This window comes from Brevibacterium sp. H602, from assembly GCF_051172395.1.
Lineage (GTDB): Bacteria > Actinomycetota > Actinomycetes > Actinomycetales > Brevibacteriaceae > Brevibacterium.
Genome location: NZ_JBPIZD010000007.1, coordinates 24,726 through 50,071, shown reverse-complemented (window position 1 = coordinate 50,071; position 25,346 = coordinate 24,726). Strand labels below are relative to the sequence as shown.

Sequence of the window (25,346 nt, the reverse complement as noted above, 5' to 3'; positions counted from 1 at the left end):
TTGTGAGATTGCGACCCCGAACGAACCCAAACGGCAACGGCCGGGACGCTGAACCAGACGGTCCCGCATTTGGGACCGACGCAGTCCACGTATACAACGTGCTGTGGGGCATTCCGGAGTCCATGGGCGGCATGACGACGGCTGCGCTGCGTCGGATTCGGAGCTTCCAGGACTTCGGCAACCCGCTGTCACAGACCATTCTGACGTTCAGTCCGCGCATGGACACAGATGAGATCAGGGACCGTCTGATCGCACAGGGGAAGATGCGAGAGAACGTTGAACTGGTCAATATCTGGCAGGATCTGCGAGGACGAAGCGAAGCCGAACTGGCCAGCCTTGAGGGTGAGCCCCCGAGGATGCCGATCCCCGACGAAGACGGCGAACTCGAGAACATCACCGCTTTCTACGACGTGTTCCGAAACTCGCGGACCGGTCGGGTCATCCGGCGCAACTACCTGCGGGGCGACGGAAGTCTGCTGCTTGCTGACATCGAGGATCCGAAACTGGGCAGACGGTTCATCCTGCATTCCCCGGCCGGGGAGCCGATGGCCGAGTGGCGACGCCCGCGGGACTTCTACAATGCGTGGATCACGGCGACCGTGACGAAGTCGCCGGCGGTCGTCATCGTCGATGACAAGAAGGTCAGCGAATTCATCCACGAGATCCCTGACCGCGGCTTCGCACTCATCCTCTTTCTCCACGGGAGTCATCTCCGCCACCCGTGGAACGGCGATCACGGGCAGCCTCTGAAGGCCCGTACAGATACGATGCGCAACTTCGACCGATTCGACATCGTCGGAGTGCAGACACAGCAGCAGGCCGAAGCAATTCGAGCGATGGGCTTCTCAGGCGAGAACATCAGACTGCTGACAGGGGAACTGCCGCAAGGATCGGTCGTCTCTGATCCGCCGATGCTGCGAGACACGGGGAATGCCGTAATGGTCGCGAACCTCATCGACCTCAAACGCATCGATCACCCGATTCGCGCGGTCGCGAAGCTGCGCCACCGTGGAATCGCAGTCTCCCTGACTGTGCTCGGAGAGGGACCCGCGAGACCAAAGCTGGAAGCTCTCATCGATGAGCTCGACCTCAGCGATCGTGTCGAATTGCCGGGGTACGTCAATAATGTGCACGAACGACTGACATCGGCGTCGTTCTCCACACTGACCAGCACGAGTGAGGGGTTGCCGCTGTCCCTGCTGGAGGCGATGGGAGCAGGGTGCGTGCCCATCGTCTACGACATCACCTACGGTCCGCGAGACCTCATCGATCAGGGCGACAACGGCTTCATTACGCCGTGGAGCGACATCGACGCACTGGCCGACCAGATCGAAAGGTTCCTCTCTCTGGAATCCAGCGAAGTCGAGCCCATGCGTCGAGCAGCGGTGAAGTCCGTCGAAAGGTATCTCCCCGAAGCCGGATACCGGCGTTGGCAGGAGGCGCTCGGTGAGATGCGGTTGACGAACTTGCCGGACCGCGTTGACACGAAGTCGGCTCGTTCGATCGAAGCGAAGAAGCTCACCTGCACCCCGATTGCGGGCGGCAGCAGAGTTGAAATCGAAATCGACGGTATTCTTCAGTCGATTGCAGAGACGCTGCAGCTGGTCGTGGCCGGCAGGAAACTCAGTACGTTCTTCCTCTGCGACCAGTCCGAGACCTCATTCCGCTGGTTCGGACACCGAACGGTGCTTACTTTCGACGTGGACGATGAGAGCTTTTCCGAGTCCGCTGGTGAGACATTCGACGTCTTTCTTCGCCGACCCCATGATCTGTGGTCATCGAAGCGGAGAATCAGCACTCCGAAGCGATTCCGCGTCACGACTGCGACAGCCAGCGAATGGTATGCCACGAAGCACGGGAACCTCTCGGTCAGACCTCGGAAGTAATTCGAGCTTCAGGCGTCCGCATGTTCCGGTGACGCGCTGACCGCGGCGATGACCCGCTGGCGGAGTCCGATCACGGCTATTCGTCGTCGGCCTCGGCGTTGACGCTCTCGGTGTGGTAGGTCTGCAGCGCAGCCGTACGATCAGCGATCAGCCTGGACACCGCCTCGGTGAACAGAACGGTCGATGATCCGGGTTCGCCGTCGCCGAAATAGTGGCGGCGGAGTTCATGCCTGATCTCTGCTGAAGAATCGCGCACGAGCATCTCTTTGAGCAGCGATTCGACACTTCCGATCGACTCATCGTTGATGAGGGGCGCGGCGCGGCTGATCGGCGCCTCGGCATTGAGTGATTCGGTGTCACCGCGACGGTCGGTGAGAACGAGCGGCTTATCCGGGTGGAGATAGAGGAAGTCGAGTCCGACGCTGGAGATATCGGTGATGAGCAGGTCGACCGTGTCGAACATGCCGAGGATGTCTCCCTGCATGAGCACCTGGTGCTGCTGAGTCTCGTTGGCGATCGACACATTTGCCGCCTCGATGAGGTCGAGAATTCGAGCATTCGCCTCGACCACGTCCGGGTCTTTGGACGTTTCGACCCGAGGATGGGGTTTGTAGATCAAACGCGCACCGGGAATCTGGAGGGCGGCTTCGACGATCTGCGGACCAAAGCGATCGACCGAGGTGTAGTTGTTCGCATCATTCTCGCCCTCCCACGTGGGCGCATACATGATCGTCCTGGCAGACGAAGGTTCGAGCTCGAGCGGCCTTTCGATATCCAATTGGGGCCGGCCGACTAGGACGAGCTGGGATTCATCAAAGTCGATGAGAGCCCTGCGGTGTCGTTCCACAGCGGCCTCGCCGGCAATGAAGACCTTGTCATAGGCCTTGGCCTGATTGGAGACCATGCTCAGTTTGTCCGATTCGCCGTGATTGACATGGACGTGGACCATCGGAGCGAAACTGAGCGACTGGAAATTCGTCATTCCGTTGTTGACGTACAGAGCGAGCTTGAAGTCATTGGCGTGGTAGAAGGTCTGCAGGGGATCGAACTTTCGTTTGAACACCACGGGGAGGTGAGTGGTTTCCATCACGCTGGTCAAAGCTGAACCTTTTCGCACGACGATGACGACCCTGTGCACCTTATGGAGTTGCTCGAGGACCGGGATCCACTGTTCGAGTTGGTAGAACTTCGAACTGCGGTCGCCGAAGTAGACGACGACTTCGGCATCGACGTAGCTGCCGTCATATTCGTATTCGAGGCGGTTCCACTTCTCAGCGCCCCTGATCCATTTGCTGGTGCGTTTCCACGCGCTAGAGCGCACTGCGGTGCGTGCGACCCATCGGACCGGGTTAGCCACTGTTCGAACTCCTTGCAGTTGTGAATTCGGATCCGCAACGGCTCAATGCCTTAGATGCAACCGACGACTCGGCCAGAATATCGTTTCATGACAGCCCATGAGAACACGAAGTGATCGACTCGGATGCGGTCCGCGGGCGTGTCGTTAAGTTACCGACTGCCACAGGCAAACTGCTAGGCTATCAACGTTAATCGAGAGTGAACGAGTTGCGTCAGCATTTCAAAATCATGCTGGTGAGGGGAACCTGTGGTAGATGAGCTGACAATTGAAAGAATCTCGTGGGAACGTGTGATTCTGACATTTGTCGTCAGGGTTTCCGGTGATACCCCTGACTCGTTCTTTCTGACACCGAACTCGCGTCCATACGAAGTTGAGCTCCCCGTTCGCTCAGAACCGTTGGGGGAGGGGCGTTTTCAGCTCACAATCAACGTGACTCAATTCAATCGACGAGCCCAGGTACCCAACGGAACGTATTACCTAGTTGCTCGACGTGGGGACGTTAACCTTCCGGCGTCCTACCCCCTGGCGAGAGCCGAAGAGCTCGGGGATGCCTCCCGAGCTTTCGTCTACAACAAGAACTTCTCTGCTTACACCGTGACGTTTGGCATCTCTGACGACGAGGCGGCTCCCTATTTCCTCATGCGCACCTACTCCTTCGGTCGTTCCGGAGGTAAGCCCTCGTCTACGGTGGCACGCCTGAAGTCGAAAGCTCGCAAGAAGTGGACGAAGACCAAGCGGAAGGCTCTTCGGACCGTATTCGCCATCTCTGCTTACAAACGGCCGTCTGACGGAAGCAACATCTTGTTCGCATCCGAGGCCCGTCCGAACATGCAGGGCAACCTCAAAGCTGTACATGACCGCATGCTCGAACGCGGTCTCGATTCGCAATTCAACTTCGGCTATTCGTTCCGTACCGGCCGCACCAGCAGCCGCCAGAGTGCGTTCGCGCTGGCGTGGGAGATGGGCAAAGCGAACACCATCCTCATCGATGACTACTTCGCCATCCTCAAGGACCTGGGCAACCGAGATGAACAGAAGATCATCCAGCTGTGGCACGCAGGAAGCGGATTCAAGTCAGTGGGCTACAGCCGCTTCGGGCAGTACGGTTCACCGAATCTGCGAAACGCCCATCGCCTCTATTCGTATGCCATCTGCGGTTCCCAGCACTTGCGGGATGTCTACAGCGAAGCTTTCGGCATCGAGAGAGACGCAGTCCTCGCGACCGGTCTGCCTCGTATCGACGGTTTCCTTAGAGAAGGACGTGCAGAAGAGGTCCTTGTCGACTTCGAGAAGCAGTTCCCGACGGCGAAAGGCAAGCGGAAGATCCTCTTTGCGCCTACTTTCCGCGGTCGCGGCTCCGGAGACGCCCACTACGACTACGACCAGATCGATTTCCGGGAGCTGTACGAGTCGTGCGGCGACGATTCCGTCGTGCTGTTCCGACAGCATCATTTCGTGCCTGATCCGGCTCCGATCCCACAGGAATTCAGCGACCGACTCATCGACGTCGCGTCTTGCCCGGACACCAACGATCTGATGCTCATCTCGGACGTGCTCATTACTGACTACTCGTCGGTCATCTACGAGTATTCGCTGCTCGAGCGCCCGATGATCTTCTTCGCCTACGATCTCGATACCTATTCCGCGACGCGAGGAATGCACAAAGACTACCGGGAAGCCGCCCCGGGAAGCATCGCTACGACCTTCGACGAACTCGTCGAACTGCTCCGCCGACCCCAGTTGAGCAACGAAGCGACGAAGGAGTTCGTCAAAGAGAACTTCGACTACGTGGACACGAACAACTCCGACCGAGTGATCGACACGCTCATCCTCAGCGAGCCTGCCACGGAACCACAGGTGCCTTCCGAAGACGAAGATCACCGTATGTCCGAACGTGTCGGTGAGGAAGATCCCGGTGCGCCCGGGCAAGAAGACCAGCTCAACGACCCGACGGACAACGATTCCGACGGCAGCTATAAGACCGAAGAAGAGGACGAGGAGAACCAATGGCAAACATCGCAGTAGTCTTCGCAGGAGGCGTCGGCGCTCGAATGGCGCACAGCTCTCGTCCGAAGCAATTCCTGGAGATCCATGGTCGACCCGTGATTGTGCACACGCTCGACATCTTCCAGCAGCACCCGGAGATCGACTCGATCGCAGTCGCCATCCTTCCGCAGTACCGGGAGCACCTGGAACGCCTGATCAAGCGCTATGAACTCGACAAAGTCCAGTGGATCGTCGATGGAGGATCGACCGGTCAGGAATCGCGCCACAACGCTCTCAAAGTCGTCGCTGAACACAACGACCCAGACAGCATCGTGCTAATCCACGACGGTGTCCGTCCCCTCATCGATGCGGACCTCATCTCGAGGAACATCGCGAGCGCCCGTGAGTTCGGTTCGGCAGTCACCTGTACCAAGATGACTGAGACGGTTGTCGTGGAGGAAGGCTCGGGTATTAAGGAAGTCATCCCCCGCGACCCGCTGTGGACTGCGCAGGCCCCACAGACATTCCCGCTCAAGGACGTCCTCGCCGGATACGATCGTGCGGTCGCGGAAGGCGAGAACGACTCAATTGACACCTGCACACTGATGAACGGATTCGGCTACGACGTACACCGTGTGGAAGGGCCGCGCACGAATATTAAGATCACGACTGCCTCGGACTACTACGTCTGCCGGACCTTCCTCACGCTCATCGAGGATAGGGAGGCCTTCGGCGGTGAGTGATGACCGAGCGGTCGTCTCAGCGGCCGAAGCCACCGACGTCGTTCTGTTCGATACTCCTGTCTTCTCTGAAGACGTTGCCCGCATCGCCTCAGCACAGCTGCCGTGGGAGAAATACCGGAACACCGAGATCCTCGTCACTGGTGCCTCCGGAATGATCCCGATGTACATCGTCGGAGCGCTGCTGGCCGCGAACGATGCCCATGACCTCGGGCTTCGTGTCACAGGATTGGTGCGGAACCGAACGAAAGCTGAAGAGCGATTCGGCTCTGCGCTCGAGCGCTCGGATTTCACACTACTCGCGGGCGATGTCATCGATTCGCAGAGCTTTGAACGGAAGTTCTCGACAATCTTCCACGGCGCCTCGCCGGCCCGTCCAAGTCTCCACAAGTCGTCTCCGGTCACGACACTGAAGGCAAACACAGTGGGCACGATCAATCTGCTTGACGCGCTTGTCGAGGCGAGGGGGGAGTCGTTTGTCCTCCTGTCCTCGTCGGAGGTCTACGGTGCGGTCAAGGGTAAAGACCTCATTGGCGAAGATGACGAAGGAACTCTGCAGCATTTCGCCCCGCGGGCCAGCTATTCGGAAGGCAAGCGAATTGCCGAGACCGCACTGGCCGCATATGCCGACGAGTTCGGTATCAGGGGACTCAGCCTGCGTTTCGGGCACATCTATGGACCGGGCATGGCTCTCGATGACGGTCGAGTACAAGCCGATTTCCTCGCCGACGTCATTCGCGGTCGCAACGTGCGAATGATGAGTGCCGGTGCCGCGACTCGGACCTACACGTATGTCGCAGATGCAGTGGAGGGACTGTTCTTCGCTCACCTGCGTGGTGAAGAACAGGTCTACAACATCGCCGATCCTGCCGGGAACATCAGCATCCGTGAACTGGCCGAGACCTTTGCCGCTGCACGGCCGGAGAAGAAGCTCGAGCTGGACTTCGTCAACCCGCGGGACGGGCGATCGTTCTCCCCGGTAGCTTCTCTCGGCTTGGACGCGGCCAAGCTCACCGCGCTCGGGTGGGGCGCGGGAACTTCGCTCACTGACGGCGTCTCCCGGACAGTTCGGACGTTCGAAGACGGTCCGCTCATCGACTGATCGAAAAACACCATACCTCTTTCACTCACCAACCGGTACGACGTGCCACAATTTCGGTAACGACGCTGTTCGTTGCATTGATGAGGAGACCTGAACGTCTATGAGCCCCACCAGAATTCTTCTGCTGACAAACCGTGATTCGGACAATGTCGGAGACCAGATCATCGAGGCCACAGTCCTGTCCATCATCAAAGGCGTGATGAAGAATCTTGGCATCGGCACCGATGACTTCGTCATATCAAGCCGTGCTGCAGGAATCATCTCGAGAAGATACATGGCCACCAAAGACCCAGAGCTGTTGACAGCGGCCCGGGACGAGATTTCGAAAGCTGATCTGATCATCTTCGGTGGGGCCCCGCTCTTCAACTATGCTTATCAGAATTTCTATCGTCGAACGATCGTCACTCTGGAACTGGCGCAGGAGTATGACGTGCCAGTGATCTTCTCGAGCATCGGTGTGGAGAAGTTCGATGCGACGAACAAAAAGAGCCAGGCTCTCAAAAAGGCGCTTGAACTTCCTGTAGTCAAGCAGATCACAACGCGCGATGACATCGAATCACTGCGCAAATATGCTGAAGGCACAGACGTACCGGTTGCTCATGTTGCCGACCCCGCAGTATTGGCCGATATCGTCTATCGGAAGAAGCCTGAACCTGCCCCGGCGCCTAAGCCAGTGCCGTCCGTTCCCGTGCGAGCGAAGCGGAAGCTCAAACGAATTGTCAAAAGCATTGTCGCCAGGTCAGCCGGATCCAGCGTGGCTAAGCCTGAGACAGCCCCGGTTCAACCTGTTGCTAAAGCGCCAGTTGCTACGGAACCGAAGCCTCAACGTATCGGTCTGGTTGTCACCAGAGCGGGAATCTTCGCTGACAACCGAATCGACTTCAGTGAGGATGATCAGCGCAGATTCTGGCTCGAGACGATCGCGCTGCTCGAAGAGAAGGGATACGACTACCGTCTCTTCACCACTGGCCATTTTTCAGATGAAGTTTTCCTCGACACCCTTATCAAGACCTCTGGTATTCCGGCCAAAAAGGCTGCAGTTACGGTGAATTCTCCAGACGAACTCATTCGCGAACTGCGTGGGTGTAGCGGGGTCATCGCCTATCGTTTGCATGCAAGCATCACGTCGTTTGCACTCGGCGTTCCCTCTATCGGACTGTCGTGGAACTTTAAGGTGCCGTATTTCTACGAATCCGTGGGCTATGGGGATCGCGCGCTGAGTCCGGAAGAGTGGCAAGCCGAGAAGGTCGTTACCGCGATCGAGCGCGCAATGCAGGAAGGCATCGCCAAAGACGAAGAATTCCTCAAGTCCGTCTACAACACCCTGTTTACCGGGATCCGAGACGTGCTCGCTCCCGGCAATCCTGCAACCCCCTACGAATTCTCGGAGCTATGGGAAGGGATGCCCCGGCAGTTGGCTACTGGTCCCAAGGGCTACCGCGATAAGGTCAACCGGAAGCTGCGTCGTACTTACGAGAACTACCAGAAGCTATATGACAAAGCACAGTCAACGGATTGATTGTGGACGCTAGAGAAAGAGTCAATCGTGGCACGCACTGAAGTTCTGCTGCTGACTAACCGAGATTCTGACAATATCGGTGATCAGATTATTGAAGCCTCTGTAATCAGCCTGCTGAAAGCGGCTGCAGAGAACCTCGGAATTGCATCACAGTCGTTTATCGTTCGCAGCCGAGCAGCCAGCATCATCAGCAAGAAATACATGAGCACGGGTGACGAGTCTCTGCTCGAGTCGGCTCGACGTGCCATTTCCAGGGCTGACGTAGTAGTCTTCGGCGGAGCGCCATTATTCAACTACGTCTACCAAGTCTTCTACCGGCGAACTATCCGGACGGTCGAACTTGCCGAGGAGTACGGGGTCCCTGTGCTCTTCTCCAGTATCGGCGTGGAGCCCTTCAATGACGCAGACGAACGTTCGCTGGCGCTGCAGAGTGCGCTGAGGAAATCCGTCGTTCGCCAGATCACCACCAGAGACGATCTGGAATCGACACAGAAATATGTTGAGGGGACAGGGATTCCTACAGCGCTCGTGTCTGACCCCGCGGTCTTCGCTGATTCGGTGTTTGAGAAGGTGCGTCCAATTGACGATCCGCGTGGACGCAGCCGGAAACGTATCGGCCTCGTCGTCACAAGGTCCGGTGTGTTCCCCGACAACGGAATTCCTTTCAGTGAAGCAGATCAGCGCAATTTCTGGCTTGGAGTGATCGACGAGCTGACAGCGAGAGGCGACGACTATCGACTGTTCACCACTGGTCATTTCGACGATGAGATCTTCCTCGATTCTCTGGTTCGACACCACGGGGTGCAGGGGAAGAAAGCTGCCGTCACTCTCAACTCGCCAGAAGAGCTCATCGAACAGCTTCGCAGCTGTGATGGTGTCATCGCATATCGTCTTCACGCGTCGATCACCTCGTTCGCCTTCGACATCCCTTCAATCGGGCTGACGTGGAATTTCAAGGTTCCGGATTTCTATCGTTCTGTCGATTATCCGGAACGAGCGCTGGAGTCGGCAGATTGGAAGCCTTCGACAGTTCTCAGCGCCCTCGACAGAGCTATGAGCGAGGGCGTGGAGAAGGACGACGATTTCATGATCTCGGTCTATCGAACCCTGTTCTCAGGATTGAAAGGCATCCTCAAACCCAGCGAACAGATCGAACCCTACTCACTTGAGGAGCTCCGAGAGAAGTTGCCACGCTATGCGGGTACATCACGAAAGCAATACCAAGAGAAGATGCGACGTAAGCTTCGTCGATCGTATGGCTTCTACCAGGACAAGATTGCCGCAAACGCAGTGGAACCGTCCGTTGGACAGTCCGGTCGCACACAGCCGCAGTCGCTACTGCGAAGTGTGAGGACTCGGCTGAAGCGTGGATTGAAGCGATAGTGCGTCCCGAGATTCGGCAGACAGCGGAGATGACGGCCGATGCGTAAACGGGTGGTTGCGGCCAGTTCTGTTCAGGAGCTGATTCGTCCTCAGAAGATTGCGTTCTCAGTCTCTGAGCTCAGTCAGTGCTATTTCGACTGAGTTCCCTTCTGCATCTTTCAACTCGATCGCGCAGCCCTGCTTTTTTGCAGCTGAACGAGGGATGACTATTGACGCTTGATCAGTTGAATGGACGATGAATCTGGCAGATTTTGACTTGGACTTGTCGTCTGCTTGATAGGACGCGGCCTTCATGTTCGAAACCGGGCCGCTGATCACGAAGACCATTGAACGTCCGACTTCGAACTGATCAACGACGTGCAGCTCATGTCTCTTGACGGGATCGAGATGCTTCTCAGTGGGTCCCAAGTCGACGGAAAGTCCGTCAGATTGATCGAAGAATACGACGCCTTCGACCGGGTCGCCGATTATGATCGGAGCAGTATCCATCCCTGCTGCCCGGGCTATCCCGAGACGTTCACGGACCACCATTGATGACCACTTCGCTTTGATAAATAGTTCCCAAATGCCGGAATCGGCCAACTTCGAAATCTGAACATCGGTCGAAAATCTCACGCGAGTACCGAAGCTCCGAGTGTACGTCCGAGAAATGTCAATCTTGGACGTGATCTTTGTTCCTAGCTTACGGTGGCGAAGGATGATGTGGGCGCTGTCAGGAGCGCGGCCTAAGCCGGCGACTCCGAACTCGCCCCGGATAATGATCCCGTCTGCCGTCGAAGTAATCGACTCGAGTGATTGGTGGAGCCTGACTCGCAGGTCGCCCACACTGTCACCCGCGCGGGGTTCGTAGACCATTTGTGCGTGTTCCTCATCGAAACTGAGAGGGACGGGCTTCTTCTGCGCCAAAAGACGACTGACGGTCTCAATTTCGTCGATGTCGCCGCGAACGGCAAGATCCACCAGGATCTGTGACTCGGGCACGCCGTGGTCACGGATGTTTGAGTTCCAAAGGGGCGCGACTACTTCGCGGAATTCCTTCACCATGGCTTCACGTTCAGCTCGGTCGTGAGCGGCAAGCATCTTCTTGCCGAACACAGACTTGACCCCTGCTGCTCCGACGATCGGACGCCGGAGCAGATGGTCACGACGCTCGCCTGGCTCGGTATTGTCGACGATCGTCTTAATGAGCGTGAGGATTCGGCAGAGATGCTTACGCGGAGGTTGACCAGTTGCGGTGATATTAGTTCCGTCGTCTCTGCCTCGGAGCCAATAATAGACCTGGTCAGCCAATATCGAAATGTGCGGGCTGTGAAGATAGGCCTTCATCGTGAACGGTTGATCTTCGCCTATCTTGTAGCCGAGCGGGAATCGGATGTCATTATCCAGCAAGATCGACCTGCGAAAAAGTTTCCATGCTCCGAGCGTCGAATGTGCCTTGGAATCGATGAAATCGACGGCGAACAGTGTCTTACCGAAAGCAGTCGAAGGTACGTTGCCGGCCCTCTTCTCCCCGAACAGTCCCATCTTGCCGAGTACGACCCCTGAGCCTGTGCTGTCCGCGACCTCGGTCAGCCGGGAGAGTGCGTTTGGGGAGAATTTGTCATCCCCGTCGAGGAAGAAAACGTAGCGGCCACGGGCTCGTTCGAGTCCAAAGTTACGAGGCGCAGCAGCAGACCCGCTGTTGGGGGTCGAGTGGACGTGAAGGTCGATGCAGTCCGCGGCCAGTTTGTTGAGGATGTTCAGTGAATCGTCTGTCGACCCGTCGTCAACAGCAATAATTTCTAGTGCTCCGGCGTGCATGTCCTGGGCTCTTACGGATTCGACCGTTTCCTGGATGTACTTTTCGCAGTTGTACACAGGGATGACCACGCTGACATCAATCCCGGTTGGGTTGGGGCCTGTCTTTGCGGGCAATTCAGTCATCTTGGCTCCATAGCAGTGTTCACATGTCGCGGGGGAACTCGCGCAAGCTACTATGCTACATCTGCTGTTGCGTGAATCCGTGGAGGCGCGTGGATCATGAAAATGTTCGGGCCCTGGTCGATGGCCCAAATCGAACGTTCGCTTCTGGCTGCCCCTGTGGCTGAGCCACTCGAAGCTATTAAAGCTGCCAGTGTCTATTGCCAAAATCGCAACTTATGTGCAGACTGTAGTGGTGGTCACGACAGGCAATAGTGCTGAAAGCACAGAGACGTCCCTGGTCAGCCGTGTCCGAACCGCCATCAGAGACGCAGGAGTCAACCACAGCGAAGTCGCCCGACGGATCGGGCTCGACGCCAGCAAGCTCTCGAAGTCCCTCGCCGGAGTGCGGAAGTTCCGGGTCGAAGAGGTCTCTCGCATCGCTGAACTCACCGGGGTCACCACCGATTGGCTGACGACCGGCCGGAAGGCACAGCTGCCTCGGCGAGCTATGGTCACCGACATCCCCGCTGCACTCATCGAATCGTCTGCCCGCCATGCCGCAGGTGATGGACGGATTGAGGATGTCGATGGGGAAGCGGCATCCGGAGCTGCTGCTGAGCAGGACTGGATGTCGAAAGGCACCCGCAACCGGCTGAAGATCATCGCCGCGGCCTGGAAACTATTCGCCGACCTCGGCATCGACAAGGTTCGCACCGAAGACGTTGCGGACGTCGCCGGGGTGAGTCCCTCGGCTGTGAACTACCATTTCCGAACGAAAGACCAACTGCTGCAGGCGGCCCTTCGCTACTCCCTCGACATCATCGCTGAGGCGCGCCACCTCAACGCCGACGACCCGATCTCCGTGCTCCGGCACTTTGCCCGCATCCACGCCGGGGTCAACGTCAAGATCCGGCGGGTGTGGTCGATCTGGCTGCAGTGCTGGGCCCGCGCCGCCACGGACGACAACGCACGTGAGAACCTCATGGCCGTCTACGGCGAATGGCTGAGCATGATCGCCAGCCTCGTCGACAGCGGCCAACGCTTGGGACTGATCCGCACCGGCGACACTGCGCTTATGGTCAAATCTCTGGCGATCTTCATCGACGGACTCGGCGTCGCCCGCAGCACAGGTCAGGTGCCTATCGCCGAGGATGAAGCGCTGACCATGCTCGAGAACTACCTCGCCGCTCACGTCCTCCTCGAACCATCCGACGACACCCGACACCCGAAGTCAGACCGGGTCGCCACTGCTGGCCGACTCGACCCGACGTCCTAGGAAGAAGGCACATGAACACACCGAACCGAAGACAAGCGCTGGGCGCGGGCCTTGCCGTGGCCGGCGTGGCGGGCTTGAGCGCCTGCGGCGGAGGGGCCGTCGGCGCCGCCGACGCCGGCGAACCCGTCAAGGGTGGATCTCTGCGTGTCGGCGTCACCGGCGGAAACTCCGCGGACACCGTCGACGCCCACATCCCCGTCAACAGCGGCGACATAGCTCGCACAGTCAATCTCTACAACTGCCTGCTGTCGCGAACCGACGACTACAAGATCCAGCCGGAGCTGGCGGAGTCGTTCGAGCCGAACTCGGATTCGACTGTGTGGACGGCCACCCTGCGCAAGGGCGTCAAGTTCTCGGACGGGCGCGACATCACCCCCGACGACGTCGTCTTCAGCTTTGAACGGATCAACGACCCTGACGATCCGAAGACCGCCTCGTCGAGCTTCACGATGCTCGACAAGGTCGTTGCAACCGGTGAGCGGACCGTCGAATTCAGGCTGTCCGAACCGAACGGTCTGCTCAATGACTCGGTGTCCGAGTACACGACAGGAATCGTCCCGTCCGACTACGATCCGAAGAACCCGGTGTGCTCGGGGCCGTTCAAACTCAAGTCCCACACCCCAGGGCAGTCGACGGTGATCGAACGCAACGAGTACTACTGGCGGGACTCGACCTACCTTAAAGACGTCTCGATCCTCAACTTCAACGACTCTGATGCTCTCATCAACGCCCTTCTGTCCTCGCAGGTCGATGCGATCGCGCAGATACCGCTGGCTCTCGTCGAGGTCATCGATGCCGACGAACGCATGGCCATCCTCAACTCGAAGACAGGTATGTGGCTGCCCTTCACCATGCGCGTGGACAAGAAGCCCTTCGACGACGTCAGGGTCCGGCAGGCCTTCCGCCTCGTCGTCGATCGCGAACAGATGATCGAACAGGTGCTCTCGGGCTTCGGCACGATCGGCAACGACATGTTCGGCCCGCTGAGCGAGAACTATCCGGACTTCCCGCAGCGGAAACGCGACATTCCGAAAGCCAAGAAACTCCTCGCCGAGGCGGGCTATCCAGACGGCCTCGAGGTCGAACTCGTCACCGCACCCATCCAATCCGGCGTCGTCGAAGCCGCTCAGGTCTTCGCCCAGCAGGCCGCCGACGCCGGGATCCGGGTCAAGATCCGCAAGGTCGATGCGACGACGTTCTTCGGGGACGAGTACCTCAAGTGGGACTTCGCCCAGGACTTCTGGTACACCCGCGACTTCCTTCCGCAGTGCGTGTCATGTGCGATGGAAATCTCCCCGTTCAATGAAACCCACTGGGTCGACAAGGAGTTCTCGTCCATCGTGCAGAAAGCACGGGGGATTCCGGAGAGCGACAAACGGAAGAATCTCGAACACGAAGCGCAGAAGATGCTCTACGACGAGGGCGGCTACATCATCTGGGGCTTCGCCAACCAGGTCGACGCCTATCAGAAGTACGTCGGGGGTTTGAAGGAGAACGCCACCGGCAGACCGTTGGGCGGTTGGAGACTTGACCGCGTATGGATCGGAGAGGTCTGACATGTTCGGAAAAGTCATCGGTAAGCGGCTGCTCTTCTCCGCATTCATCCTCCTCGCCGTCTCTCTGCTCGTCTTCGGCGCTACTCTGCTGCTGCCCGGCGATGCCGCCCGGGCGATCCTCGGCCAACAGGCCACCCCGGAACGCATTGCGGCCTTGAACGAACAGCTGGGGCTCAACGACCCCGCTTGGCTGCGCTACCTCCACTGGCTGGGCGGGCTGTTCGTCGGCGATTTCGGAACCTCCTCGGCGTCGGGTGGACCTGTCTCCGAACTGCTCGGCGACCGCCTCGGGGCGTCCTTCATCCTCATGGCACTTGCCGCGGTCATCTCCGTGCCTTTGGGCATCGGCCTCGGTGTCTATCAGGCTCTGCACCGTGGGAAGCGCCGTGACCAGACGATGACCGGCATCTCCCTGGTGCTGGCCTCCATGCCCGAGTTCGTCATCGGCATCGGCCTCGTCGCGCTCTTCGCGACCTCGGTGTTCCAGATCTTGCCGGCCGTGACCCTGGCTCCGCCGGGAGACCCGGTGTGGAAACGCCCCGAACAGCTGATCCTGCCGACGCTGACCCTCGTCCTCGTCGTCACTCCCTACATCGTGCGGATGATGCGAGCGACGATGATCGAAGTCCTCGACTCCGGATTCGTGGAGATGGCGCGTCTCAAGGGTGTCCCTGAGAAGCGCGTGATCATGCGTCACGCTGTGCCCCACGCCCTCGGACCGGTCGCTCAGGTCGTCGCGATCCAGCTGGCCTGGCTGGCCGGCGGAGTGGTCGTCGTCGAGTTCCTCTTCCGCTACCCGGGACTCGGCCAAGCACTCATCGATGCGGTGACCTACCGCGACGTGCAGGTCGTCCAAGCGATCTCCATGCTCGTCGCCGCCGTCTACGTCGTGGTGAACCTGGCGGCCGACGTCGTCGGCATCCTCACCAACCCGAAACTCAGGAGCGCAGCATGAGCACCGACGCCAACAGTCTTGACGACCTCAAGTCCGCGGCCACCGATGCCGCTGAGGTGCCCAAAGAGTCCGCCACCACCTACGTTCCCTTCTACAAACGGGTGCTCGCTCAGAAACAGGGCAAGATCGGTCTGATCATCACTGTGGTCGTCGTGGCGCTCGCCCTGTGCGGACCGCTGCTGCTGCCCTGGGCCACCGGCAACACCGCCACCGAGTTCGTCACGAAGCCATTCAGCCCCTACGGGCTCTTCGGCTCGGACAACCTCGGCCGCGATGTCTTCTCCCGGTTCCTGGCCGGAGGACTGACCCTCATCGTCTATGCGGTGCTCGCCACGGCGCTCGGCATGATCGTCGGTGCCCTCGTCGGCATGCTCGCCGCATACATCGGTGGGACCTTCGACGCTGTGATCATGCGCATCAACGACGTCTTCCTCGCCATCCCGCAGCTCGTGTTCGCCCTCCTGGCCATCACAGTGTTGGGACCTCAAGGATGGGTGCTCGTGACCGTCATCGGCCTCACCCACGCCCCGCGCATCGCCCGCGTCGCGAGGTCCGCGACGCTGGGTGTCATCACCGAGGACTACATCAAGGCGGCCGAGATGTACGCGATGCCCAGGTGGAAGGTGCTCATCCGTGAGCTGCTTCCCAACATCACCGGACCGCTGAGCGTGGAGGCGGGACTGCGTCTGACCTACTCGATCGGCTACATCGCGTCGCTGTCGTTCCTCGGACTCGGTCTGCAGCCGCCCGCGGCCGACTGGGGCCTGATGATCAACGAGAACCGCATCGCCCTGTCCATCCAGCCCTGGGGTGTGCTGCTGCCGGTCGTTGCGATCGCGCTGCTGACCATCGGCACCAACCTGCTCGCGGACTCCTTCGCCCGAGCCACCGCATCAACATCCGTGGAGGCATGATGAGCCCGAAGACAGAGACCGTTCGCCACGATGATGCGAACGAGCCGAACGAGAAGATCGTCCTGCGCGTCAGCGACCTGCGCGTCCTGACCAATGCCGGGGACGAGATCCTTCACGGAGTCGACTTCGCCCTGTCCCGAGGAGAGATCCTCGGACTCGTCGGCGAGTCCGGTTCCGGTAAGACCACGGCCGGCCTGGCCTGCATGGGACACTTCCGGGAGGGCCTGAAATTCGGGTCCGGGTCCGTGAGCATCTGGCCGCGCGGTGACGCCACCCACCTTGAGGTCGGCGACCTCGACGAGGTGGCTCGGCGCGATCTGCGCGGATCCCGCATCGCGTACATCCCTCAGGATCCTGCGCTCTCGCTCAACCCGGCCATGCGTGTCGGCGAGCAGATCCGGGAAGTCCTCGACATCCACGACTTCGGATCCTCGGATCGTGAGCGAGCTGATCGCGTTGCAGAGGTGCTCGTTGACGTCGGCTTGCCCGGGGATCGTGCCTATCAGCGACGCTGGCCCCATCAGCTCTCCGGCGGTCAGCAGCAGCGCATCGGCATCGCCATGGCCTTCGCCATGTACCCCGATGTGCTCATCCTCGACGAACCGACGACCGGCCTGGACGTGTCCACGCAGTCGGTCGTGCTCGACACGATCCGGCAGATGACGGTGGCGAACAACGTCGCCGGTCTCTACATCACCCACGACCTCGCGGTGATCAAGGACATCTCCGACCGAGTGGCTGTGATGCTGCGCGGCGACCTCGTCGAAGAGGGCCCGGTGTCGGCGGTGCTCGAACGTCCGCAGCACGACTACACAAAGATGCTCATGGCAGCGGTGCCGGACTTGGCCGGGCGGAAGACGATCGGTGACGGGGCCGCGGAAGCGAAAGCCGTCGCCGAGGCTGATGAGAAGACACATATCCTCGTGTCGGCGGGGGAGAAGTCCGGCGATTCGGAAACGGAACGGACCGATGCTGACGGGGCGGCTGCCTCGGTGAGGGATGGGGGCGGTGAGGCCCCCTCGGTGACTGCGCCTCTGCTCGAGGTCAAAGATGTGGCGCTCGCCTACGGGAAGACGCAGATCCTCGACGGGATCAACCTGACGCTCGAGCCGGGGGAGTGCACGATGCTGCTCGGAGAATCCGGGTCGGGTAAGACAACTCTGTCGCAGTGTGTGGCCGGGCTCAACGACGACTACAAGGGCTCGGTGAAGCTGCGCGGAACGGAGCTGGCACGTTCGACGCGCAAACGCACGAACGAACAGCGTGTGGGCATCCAGTACGTGTTCCAGTCGCCCTTCTCATCGCTCAACCCGCGACGATCCATCGGTCAGTCGCTGACGGTGCCATTGGAGATGAGCGGTCAGGGAACGGCCGCGAGCCGGAAGGCCGCTGTCGAGGAGGCGCTGGATTCGGTGCGTCTGGGACGGACGTTCTACCACCGGCGCCCCGGTGACCTCTCCGGTGGTGAGCGGCAGAGGGCGGCGATCGCCCGTGCGCTGGTCAACGCACCGTCGGTCATGGTCTGTGATGAGATCACCTCGGCGCTCGACGTCAGCGTGCAGGCATCGATCGTTGCCCTGCTGCGGAGCTTGCGGGAGGAACGTCAGCTGGCGATGCTCTTCGTCACGCACAATATTGCGCTGTCGCGGCATATCGCGGACAATCTTGCCGTGCTCAACAAGGGCAAGATCGTCGACTACGGGCCGACCGCCTCGGTGCTCGAGGATCCGTCGCACGAATACACGCGGGAGCTGATCGCCGACGTGCCGAAGTTCTGAGGGCTTGTGGCACAGTTTGGGGCGGATAGCACCTGTTCAAACCTGTGCTACCCGCCCCAAACTGTGTTGTGAGCCGACGATGCTCTGAAGGTCGTCAGCGATCAGTCGAGGTAGAACCGTTCGCCGATGCGTTATCGTCGGAGGCGGCATCCTCGTCGCGGTCCTCATCCTCGCCGGTTTCATCGTTGCGGCCGAATTCGTCGGGATCGACCTTATCGAGGTACTCGGATGACGGTGCACCTCCGGCCTCGTGATCGAGGTTCTCCGCAGCCTTGCGCATGCTGTCTGATGTGTTGCCTTCGGTGCTGTTGTCGTCGGTTGACATTCTGGTCACCTTTCGCTGGAGAGCGCGGATAGGTGATCAGTCTACGTGGGGCCTCTGCCGAGCGGCACCCCCGTAATGCCTCATGCCAATATGCCCGCACCCCCCTATCCAGTTGGACCAAAGAGTGTCAGCATAGATTCGTACACTCGATAGAGAAGGGATGATCGTGATGAGCGATTTCAGCGAAGACGAGAAGGATCCGAAAGTGGCCCCCGAGGGAGCCAAGGATGACGTTGCGGAAATGCCCGGCACGGATTCCGCGTCGAAGGAGAAAGAGGACGAATTGGTCGATGAGTGGGAGGAAGAGTCCTTCCCCGCGAGCGATCCGCCAGCACACTACTGACTTCCGTGATCGCAGGGCCCGGCACCGATGCACAGGTGCCGGGCCCTGCGTCGCGGCAGTGAGCATAGTGCCGCTTCGAGTGAGGAACTGACCAGATTGCGCTTGGCCTACTCGTCCATTGTGAGTACGAGTTTGCCGGTGGTGCGGTTGGTCTCGCCCTCTCGATGGGCTTCTGCTGCCTTCGAGAGCGGGAAAGTGCCCGCGATGGTGGCACGCAGTGCACCATCGTCGACGAGTCCGGAGACGATTTCCAGTGTACTGCGCGAGGAGTCCACGAGCATTCGAAGAGCTCGCACTCCGAGCTGATCTGCTTCGCGAAGGAGATCAGCGGAGCCGACAGGGATGAGCGACACTAGAGAGCCGCCTTTTCGAAGCGTGTGCAGGGAGCGCATTGCCGTGTCACCGCCGATCGTGTCGAGCACCGCGTCGACGTCTTGCACTCGCTCGGTTAGGTCCTCTGTACGGTAGTCGACGACTTCATCGACGCCGAGCTCGCGCAGGAAGCCGTGCTTCGCCGAACTCGCGGTTCCGATCACGTATGCGCCCAGCGATTTCGCGATCTGTACGGCTATGTGCCCGACGCCGCCTGCGGCCGCGTGAATCAGCACACGCTGTCCGGGCTGTAAGCCGGCGTTGTCGACGAGCGCCTGCCAAGCGGTCAGAGAGGCGAGGGGGAGTGCTCCCGCCTGCACATGGTCGACCGATCGGGGTTTCGACGCGAAGAATCTGGCCGGGGCGGCGACGTATTCGGCGTGGGAGCCGAGCCCAAACGGATACGACAGCATGCCGAACACCTCGTCTCCGGGCGCGAACGTCGCGACGCCGATGCCGACGGCTTCGACCACTCCGGAGACGTCCCAGCCGAGCACCAATGGCAGATCGTCGACGAAGCCGTGGCCGGAACGGTGTTTCCAATCGGTCGGGTTGAGACCCGCAGCGTGGACTTTCACAAGGATTTCGTTGGGGCGGGGCTTCGGTCGTGGGATCTCGGTGATTTCGAGGACGTCCGCGCTTCCGAAAGTCTGCTGACTGACGGCGCGCATCATCGTTTCGGTGTTTTCATCGGTGTTCATGGTCCCATTGTGACACTTCAGAAGCCGAAGCTGGCCTGACTTTTTGGTAAACGCCCGGCCCCGGTTTGTCAAGACTGTTTACAGGGGTCTCCGCACAATGCCACGCTGAGAACACCGCGCGCAGCGCGGCGAGCCCCGCGGGGGCAGGTCAGACAGCCACAGACGCTGAGGAGGAACAGGGGATGAAACACAATCACTTGCGCACGGTCGTCGAGAGCGGCGGGCCATATGCCACGGTCTACCTTGAAGGACGAACCCCATCAGCCGATGCCGATACGCAGCTGCGCCTGCGGTGGTCGGAGCTGCGAGACCAGCTGTCCGAAAGCGGGGCAGAGGAGTCTCTCCTCGAGTCCATCGATGCGATCATCCTCGCCGACGAACCCACCGAGGTGCACAGAGACGGTCGGACCATCGTCGCGAACTCACAGGGAGTTCTGCTGGACGAACACTGGGACGCGGCGCTGGGAGAAGGAGATTCGGCCCACTACGGCGAGGCGCCGGAGCTTGGAGCCTTTCTCCGACAGGAGTGCAGACAGTTCGATGTCGTCCTCGTCATCGCCGGCCAGGACGGAGCGGCCATTCGTGAGCTGAGCGTAACCCCGGATCGCGAACGCACCGAGAAAGAGTCGGTCCACGTCACCGGCGACAACGACGAAGATATCAACAAGCCGCGGCGAGGAGCATACTCGCACAACCAGATCCGGCGCCGTGTCGACGAGATCATCAAGGACAATGCACGCAGTGTCGCCGACTTCGTCGACGGTCTCATCACCGACCACGCGTCGGACGCACTCGTTCTGGCCGGAGAGGTGCAGGGCAGAACCGCCGTCAAGGCTGAGCTGTCGGCACGAGCCGAGGAGATGCTTCATGAGATCTCCGAGGGCGGCGATGGAGACGAAGGTGCCGAAGAGGCGATTGACGTGGCCATCAGGACGTTGGTGACGAGGCTCGCCGAAGAACGAGAGGCTGAGAACTCGGAGCGTCTGGGCGAAAGCAAAGCACACGGCCGTGCGGTCGAAGGGCGAGCAGAAGTCGAAAAGGCAGTGGAACGCGGAGCAGCGGCGGTCCTTCTGCTCGATGATGCCGAGGCCTCAGCAGGAGAAGCGGAGATCGTCTCCGCGGCTATCCTGTCCTCAGCTGAGATCGGACTCAGCCACGATCCGATGAGCGACGGCATTGCTGCGATCCTCCGCTACGACGTCGGCGCTGCGCTGGCGGACTGAGCAGCAGCTATACGATGGTCGGCAGTAGTCAATGGGTTACATGTGTATGGTTGGTCCGTGACAGCCGATCTCGGCAGGCCGAAAGGATCCCCCGATGAATCGCCCGACGGAACGCTCGACCCCGCCCGACCCGAAGTCGCTCGGCGACGAAGTCATCCGCCAAACCCGCACCCCGCGGCGCGTGCTCGTGCTCGGGGCGACCGGTTACATCGGCGGTCGCCTTGTGCCCCGACTGCTGCAGGCCGGACACCAGGTTCGGGTCGGTGTGCGGCGACCGGAGAAGCTCAAGCAGGTTCCATGGGCAGCCGACGTCGACGTGAGAACCGTCGACCTCGACACCGGTGGCGGTCTCGATGACAGCCTCGGCGGCATCGATACCGTCTATTACCTTGTGCATTCCATGGGCTCCGGCGGGGACTTCGAGGCAGCCGAAGCCGAGGCGGCCAGGCGCTTCGCCAGCGCGGCCGCATCTGCCAGCGTGCGCCGCATAGTCTACCTCGGAGGGCTCCATCCTGAGGGACGTGAACTCTCAAAGCACATGCGTTCACGAGCGAACGTCGGACGGATTCTGCTCGACTCCGAGGTCGACGCGATCGTCTTCAACGCCGGCATCATCATCGGCTCCGGATCGGCTTCGTTCGAGATGATCCGCCACCTCGCCACGACCCTGCGCTGGATGCCGGCACCAGACTGGGTGTCCAACCGCGTCGAGCCGCTCTCGGTTCGTGACGCTCTCTACTATCTTCTCTCCGCGGCCGATGTGCAGGAGGCGGTCAACCGGTCCTTCGACATCGGTTCACGTCAGATCCTCACTTATGCGAACGTGATGCGTACCTTTGCTGCCGTCGCAGGGCTCAAGCCCCGCCACGTCATCGCTTTGCCTCTTCCCGCACCGACGCTGTCAGGCATCTGGGTCGGGTTGGTCACCCCGCTGCCGTTCAGCCTCACCTTGCCGCTCGTCCAATCCTTGCAGGAGGATGCTGTGGCCTCGGACCAGGACGTCGACGCGGTCATCCCGCCGCCCGAGTCCGGGCTCATCGGGTTCGCCGACGCCGTCCGACTCGCCCTGCGCCGTGAAATCGAAGGTGCCGTGGATACGAACTGGGACGCCGACGCCGGAGAGCTCGACGAGGCGGCCCAGCCGTCGCCCAGTGATCCGAAGTGGTCCGGCCGGCGCATCTATACCGATGAACGGTCGACGACGATCAGCGGTGTCAGCGCCGCCGAGGTGTGGCCTGTGATCGAGGGGATCGGTGGGACCAACGGCTGGTACTCGTGGCCGCTGGCATGGAAGATTCGTGGGATCTGGGACAAAGCAGTCGGAGGCGCTGGCCTCAACCGGGGCCGACGGCTGCCCGACAGCCTGCGCATCGGCGATCCCGTCGACTGGTGGCGAGTCGAACAGCTGGAGCCGAACTCTCGTCTTCTGCTGCGCGCCGAGATGAAGGTCTCCGGTCACGCGTGGCTCGAATTCGCTCTGACAGACTCAGTCGAAGGCTGTGAGTATCACCAGACGGCGACCTTTATCCCCACTGGAGTGCGAGGCCGCATCTACTGGGCCCTCGTCGCCCCGTTTCATCGCTTCATCTTTCCCGCCATGGCGAAGAACATCGCAGCCGAGGCGCGGCGCCGAGCCTGAACGTTCCCGGTTTTGTTGATGATCAGGGGGCTGTCGTCAGCATCGAAGCGAAGCCGTGCCTGTACGTGGGGTAGCCGAGTTCGCCCATGAGCGAGCCGAAGCGAGTTCCGTCGATCCGTTTGCCGCTCGGCTTCTCGTCGTCGGCATGGCCGGGGACGGGCACGCCGAGGCGGCCGGCGATGAAGGCGGCGACGTCGCCCATCTGAGCAGGAAGCGAATCGACAGCGTGGACCAGGTCCGGCGGTTCCGAGGCAAGTGCCAAGTGCTCGAGGCCGCGAACGAGGTCGTCTCGGTGGATGCGGTTCGTCCACCGCTGATGGTTGAACCGCTGGCCGCGTCGCACGGAGTCGATGAGGCGGGTGCGGCCAGGTCCGTAGATACCAGCCGGGCGGACGATCGTGAGGTGGTCGAAGAGTTCGGCCGCCTCGGACTCGGCCGCAGCGAGGACCTCACCCGGCCCGGACCCTGGGGCGAGTGGAGCGTCTTCGGTGATCACACGCGTCGGGTCCTCCGCAAGGACACGCGTGGAAGAGACCAGGACGACTCGGCCTGGCTGTGACCCGAGCACGCGGGCGAGACCTCTCAGCCCGTGGAGGTAGGCCCGTTCGTATCCGTCCCGAGTCGGTTCGTCAGGAGTGAGAGTGATGATGGCCGCGTCGAGTGCGTCCAGTCGCGGATCGCTGCGGACCGGGTCGTCGGCCCCGCCGCGCTCGGGCGCTCCGAGGCGGGAGAGATCCATGGCGATGGTCTCGAAGGCGTCGGGCAGTTCGGCGACGCGTCGGCGCAGTCCGATCACCCGGTGCCCCTGGTCGACCAGTCGCAGGCCCAGCCGTGTGCCCAGGTCTCCGCACCCGGCCATGAGAATCCTGCGACCGTTCGTCGTGCTCATTTCGCCTCACTCTTCATCCGGTCATAGGCGGCCAATGCCGCCTGGCGCGATGCCTTGAGATCGACGATCGGCTCGCGATCACCCTGCGAGCGTTCCGCCCGAGTGAGACCGCCCGGACCGCGGCCCAACCACCTGCCCACGTACTCGCAGTCGGGATCGAAACGCTCACGTTGGCGTTCGGGATTGAAGATCCGAAAATATGGAGCCGCATCGGCTCCGCACCCGGCCACCCATTGCCACGAGACCGGGTTGTTGGCTTCATCGGCGTCGACTAGCGTGTCCCAGAACCACTGCTCGCCGTGCCACCAGTGGATGAGCAGATTCTTCGTCAGAAAGCTCGCCGTGGCCATCCGCACTCGATTGTGCATCCATCCGGTCTGCCACAGCTGAGCCATGCCGGCGTCGACGAGGTCGATCCCGGTCGTGCCGCTGCACCAGTGGTCGAGTGCCTCGGGGTCGTCCTCATAGGGGAAGGACGCGAATTCAGGTCGCATCGGTTCGGATTCGACGGCCGGCAGATGATAGGTCAGGTGCCAGGAGAACTCCCGCCAGTAGAGCTGCCGGATCCATGCCTGCCGATCATCGTCCCTCACCTCCGGTATGTCCAGGGCCGCTGCCAGCAGCTGGCGGGGGGAGAGTTCGCCGAAGCGCAGTCGCGGCGACAGGCCTGACGTGCTGTCAGGGTCTGCGGGGACATCGTGAGAATCTGCGTAGCCGTCGAGCCCGTCGCTCAAGCAGTCGAGCTCACGGGCCGCTTCCCTGCACCCGGGGTTCCAATGCCCGGCCACGGTCGTCCGCCACCACTGTGGAGTCCTCGCCGAGGCGAAGCTGCCCGAGCCCGAGTCGGTCCCGTCGAGAAGACCGAGATCGTCGAGGTCGCGCACCCAGGAGTGCCCGGCAAAAGCCTGTCGCTGGGCCTTCGTCGGGGAACTCTGTGTGCGCGGCGCCGGGAGGCTGTCGCCGACGCTGCGATCGCGCACAGCGTTGAAGAACGGCGTGAAGACCTTGTAGAACTCACCGCCCTGAGGGCTGACCGTCCAAGGCTCGACGAGCAGCGCGCCGGTATGGGAGTGCACGGCACGACCGGCATCAGCCAGGTCCGTCTTGATCTGCGCGTCGAGGCGACGTGCAGCCGGCGCATAACGGCGCGACCAGCGCACAGCATCGACTTTCAGGTCCGCAGCCGCCTGCGGGACGATGTCGGCGGCCGAGCCTGCTGCGAAGAGCAGCGGGATGCCGAGCTGTGCGAGTTCGGTCTCCAGGACGCGCAGCGATTCGTGCGCCCACCACCGGGCCGCCCCGCCTAACGGGCGTGGGCCCAGGCCGTCGTCGCTGCGGCACTCTCTGATCCAGAGGCCGATCACCTGCCCGTCGCCGCAGGCCGCTGTCAGGGCCTCGTGGTCCTCGACGCGCAGGTCATCGCGGAACCAGACGAGGGTGAGGGAATCGCGGTCGTGGCTCATCGGCAGACTCCTCTCACAGCTGGTTCGCCCAGTCGGC

20 protein-coding genes are annotated in these 25,346 nt (G+C 60.9%); 14 read left to right on the top strand and 6 right to left on the bottom strand.

Going from position 1 to position 25,346, the window contains the following annotated elements:
* The first annotated feature begins 2 nt into the window (after positions 1 to 2).
* Positions 3 to 1,886, top strand: coding sequence for a glycosyltransferase (locus ACSBQT_RS06845; RefSeq protein ID WP_410708573.1), 1,884 nt, complete (start codon positions 3 to 5; stop codon positions 1,884 to 1,886).
* Between the two features lie 76 nt (positions 1,887 to 1,962).
* Here ACSBQT_RS06845 and ACSBQT_RS06840 read toward each other — a convergent pair whose 3' ends face one another.
* Entirely contained in the window at positions 1,963 to 3,243 is a 1,281-nt protein-coding gene (locus tag ACSBQT_RS06840; RefSeq protein ID WP_435001218.1) for a CDP-glycerol glycerophosphotransferase family protein, read from the bottom strand.
* Positions 3,244 to 3,837: 594 nt separating this feature from the next.
* Here ACSBQT_RS06840 and ACSBQT_RS06835 point away from each other — a divergent pair.
* From ACSBQT_RS06835 to ACSBQT_RS06815, 5 genes are all read left to right on the top strand, one after another.
* On the top strand, positions 3,838 to 5,268 hold the full coding sequence (locus tag ACSBQT_RS06835; RefSeq protein WP_410708571.1) for a CDP-glycerol glycerophosphotransferase family protein: 1,431 nt from the start codon (positions 3,838 to 3,840) through the stop codon (positions 5,266 to 5,268).
* Positions 5,250 to 5,972: an IspD/TarI family cytidylyltransferase gene (locus tag ACSBQT_RS06830; RefSeq protein WP_410708570.1), complete on the top strand. Its 723-nt coding sequence runs from the start codon at positions 5,250 to 5,252 to the stop codon at positions 5,970 to 5,972. Before ACSBQT_RS06835 ends, ACSBQT_RS06830 begins: the two co-directional genes overlap by 19 nt.
* The gene (locus tag ACSBQT_RS06825) at positions 5,965 to 7,071 is read left to right on the top strand and encodes an NAD-dependent epimerase/dehydratase family protein (RefSeq protein WP_410708569.1); all 1,107 of its coding nucleotides are present in this window, start codon (positions 5,965 to 5,967) and stop codon (positions 7,069 to 7,071) included. The genes ACSBQT_RS06830 and ACSBQT_RS06825 overlap by 8 nt, the downstream gene beginning before the upstream one ends.
* Positions 7,072 to 7,171: 100 nt before the next feature.
* Entirely contained in the window at positions 7,172 to 8,590 is a 1,419-nt protein-coding gene (locus tag ACSBQT_RS06820; protein ID WP_410708568.1) for a polysaccharide pyruvyl transferase family protein, read from the top strand.
* A gap of 27 nt (positions 8,591 to 8,617) precedes the next feature.
* Entirely contained in the window at positions 8,618 to 9,973 is a 1,356-nt protein-coding gene (locus tag ACSBQT_RS06815) for a polysaccharide pyruvyl transferase family protein (protein ID WP_435001216.1), read from the top strand.
* A 105-nt stretch (positions 9,974 to 10,078) separates the two neighbouring features.
* Here ACSBQT_RS06815 and ACSBQT_RS06810 read toward each other — a convergent pair whose 3' ends face one another.
* On the bottom strand, positions 10,079 to 11,896 hold the full coding sequence (locus tag ACSBQT_RS06810) for a glycosyltransferase family 2 protein (protein WP_435001215.1): 1,818 nt from the start codon (positions 11,894 to 11,896) through the stop codon (positions 10,079 to 10,081).
* A gap of 232 nt (positions 11,897 to 12,128) precedes the next feature.
* Here ACSBQT_RS06810 and ACSBQT_RS06805 point away from each other — a divergent pair, with 232 nt between their 5' ends.
* From ACSBQT_RS06805 to ACSBQT_RS06785, 5 genes are read left to right on the top strand one after another with little or no spacing between them, the layout of a single operon-like run.
* On the top strand, positions 12,129 to 13,151 hold the full coding sequence (locus ACSBQT_RS06805) for a TetR family transcriptional regulator (protein WP_435001214.1): 1,023 nt from the start codon (positions 12,129 to 12,131) through the stop codon (positions 13,149 to 13,151).
* A gap of 11 nt (positions 13,152 to 13,162) precedes the next feature.
* A complete protein-coding gene (locus tag ACSBQT_RS06800) occupies positions 13,163 to 14,707 on the top strand; it encodes an ABC transporter substrate-binding protein (protein ID WP_410708564.1) in 1,545 nt (514 codons plus the stop codon).
* A 1-nt stretch (position 14,708) separates the two neighbouring features.
* Positions 14,709 to 15,662, top strand: a complete 954-nt coding sequence (locus ACSBQT_RS06795) for an ABC transporter permease (RefSeq protein ID WP_410708563.1) — start codon at positions 14,709 to 14,711, stop codon at positions 15,660 to 15,662.
* Positions 15,659 to 16,576, top strand: coding sequence for an ABC transporter permease (locus ACSBQT_RS06790; protein ID WP_410708562.1), 918 nt, complete (start codon positions 15,659 to 15,661; stop codon positions 16,574 to 16,576). The genes ACSBQT_RS06795 and ACSBQT_RS06790 overlap by 4 nt, the downstream gene beginning before the upstream one ends.
* Complete coding sequence (locus ACSBQT_RS06785) at positions 16,576 to 18,354, top strand: ABC transporter ATP-binding protein (RefSeq protein ID WP_410708561.1); 1,779 nt, start codon at positions 16,576 to 16,578, stop codon at positions 18,352 to 18,354. Before ACSBQT_RS06790 ends, ACSBQT_RS06785 begins: the two co-directional genes overlap by 1 nt.
* A gap of 94 nt (positions 18,355 to 18,448) precedes the next feature.
* Here the strand turns inward: ACSBQT_RS06785 and ACSBQT_RS06780 are convergent, their stop codons facing one another.
* Entirely contained in the window at positions 18,449 to 18,679 is a 231-nt protein-coding gene (locus ACSBQT_RS06780) for a hypothetical protein (RefSeq protein WP_410708560.1), read from the bottom strand.
* 169 nt (positions 18,680 to 18,848) lie between these two features.
* On the opposite strand from ACSBQT_RS06780, the gene ACSBQT_RS06775 reads away from it, so the two are divergent.
* Positions 18,849 to 19,022 (top strand): hypothetical protein, encoded by a 174-nt coding sequence (locus tag ACSBQT_RS06775; RefSeq protein WP_410708559.1) that lies wholly within the window; start codon positions 18,849 to 18,851, stop codon positions 19,020 to 19,022.
* A 107-nt stretch (positions 19,023 to 19,129) separates the two neighbouring features.
* Here ACSBQT_RS06775 and ACSBQT_RS06770 read toward each other — a convergent pair whose 3' ends face one another.
* Positions 19,130 to 20,095 (bottom strand): NADP-dependent oxidoreductase, encoded by a 966-nt coding sequence (locus ACSBQT_RS06770; RefSeq protein ID WP_435001212.1) that lies wholly within the window; start codon positions 20,093 to 20,095, stop codon positions 19,130 to 19,132.
* A gap of 182 nt (positions 20,096 to 20,277) precedes the next feature.
* On the opposite strand from ACSBQT_RS06770, the gene ACSBQT_RS06765 reads away from it, so the two are divergent.
* Positions 20,278 to 21,318, top strand: coding sequence for a Vms1/Ankzf1 family peptidyl-tRNA hydrolase (locus tag ACSBQT_RS06765; protein WP_435001211.1), 1,041 nt, complete (start codon positions 20,278 to 20,280; stop codon positions 21,316 to 21,318).
* A gap of 94 nt (positions 21,319 to 21,412) precedes the next feature.
* Positions 21,413 to 22,957 (top strand): SDR family oxidoreductase, encoded by a 1,545-nt coding sequence (locus tag ACSBQT_RS06760; RefSeq protein ID WP_435001210.1) that lies wholly within the window; start codon positions 21,413 to 21,415, stop codon positions 22,955 to 22,957.
* 22 nt (positions 22,958 to 22,979) lie between these two features.
* Here the strand turns inward: ACSBQT_RS06760 and ACSBQT_RS06755 are convergent, their stop codons facing one another.
* Positions 22,980 to 23,846: an NAD-dependent dehydratase gene (locus tag ACSBQT_RS06755; RefSeq protein ID WP_435001209.1), complete on the bottom strand. Its 867-nt coding sequence runs from the start codon at positions 23,844 to 23,846 to the stop codon at positions 22,980 to 22,982.
* Positions 23,843 to 25,309, bottom strand: coding sequence for a cryptochrome/photolyase family protein (locus ACSBQT_RS06750; protein WP_435001208.1), 1,467 nt, complete (start codon positions 25,307 to 25,309; stop codon positions 23,843 to 23,845). The genes ACSBQT_RS06755 and ACSBQT_RS06750 overlap by 4 nt, the downstream gene beginning before the upstream one ends.
* Positions 25,310 to 25,346 lie beyond the last annotated feature (37 nt).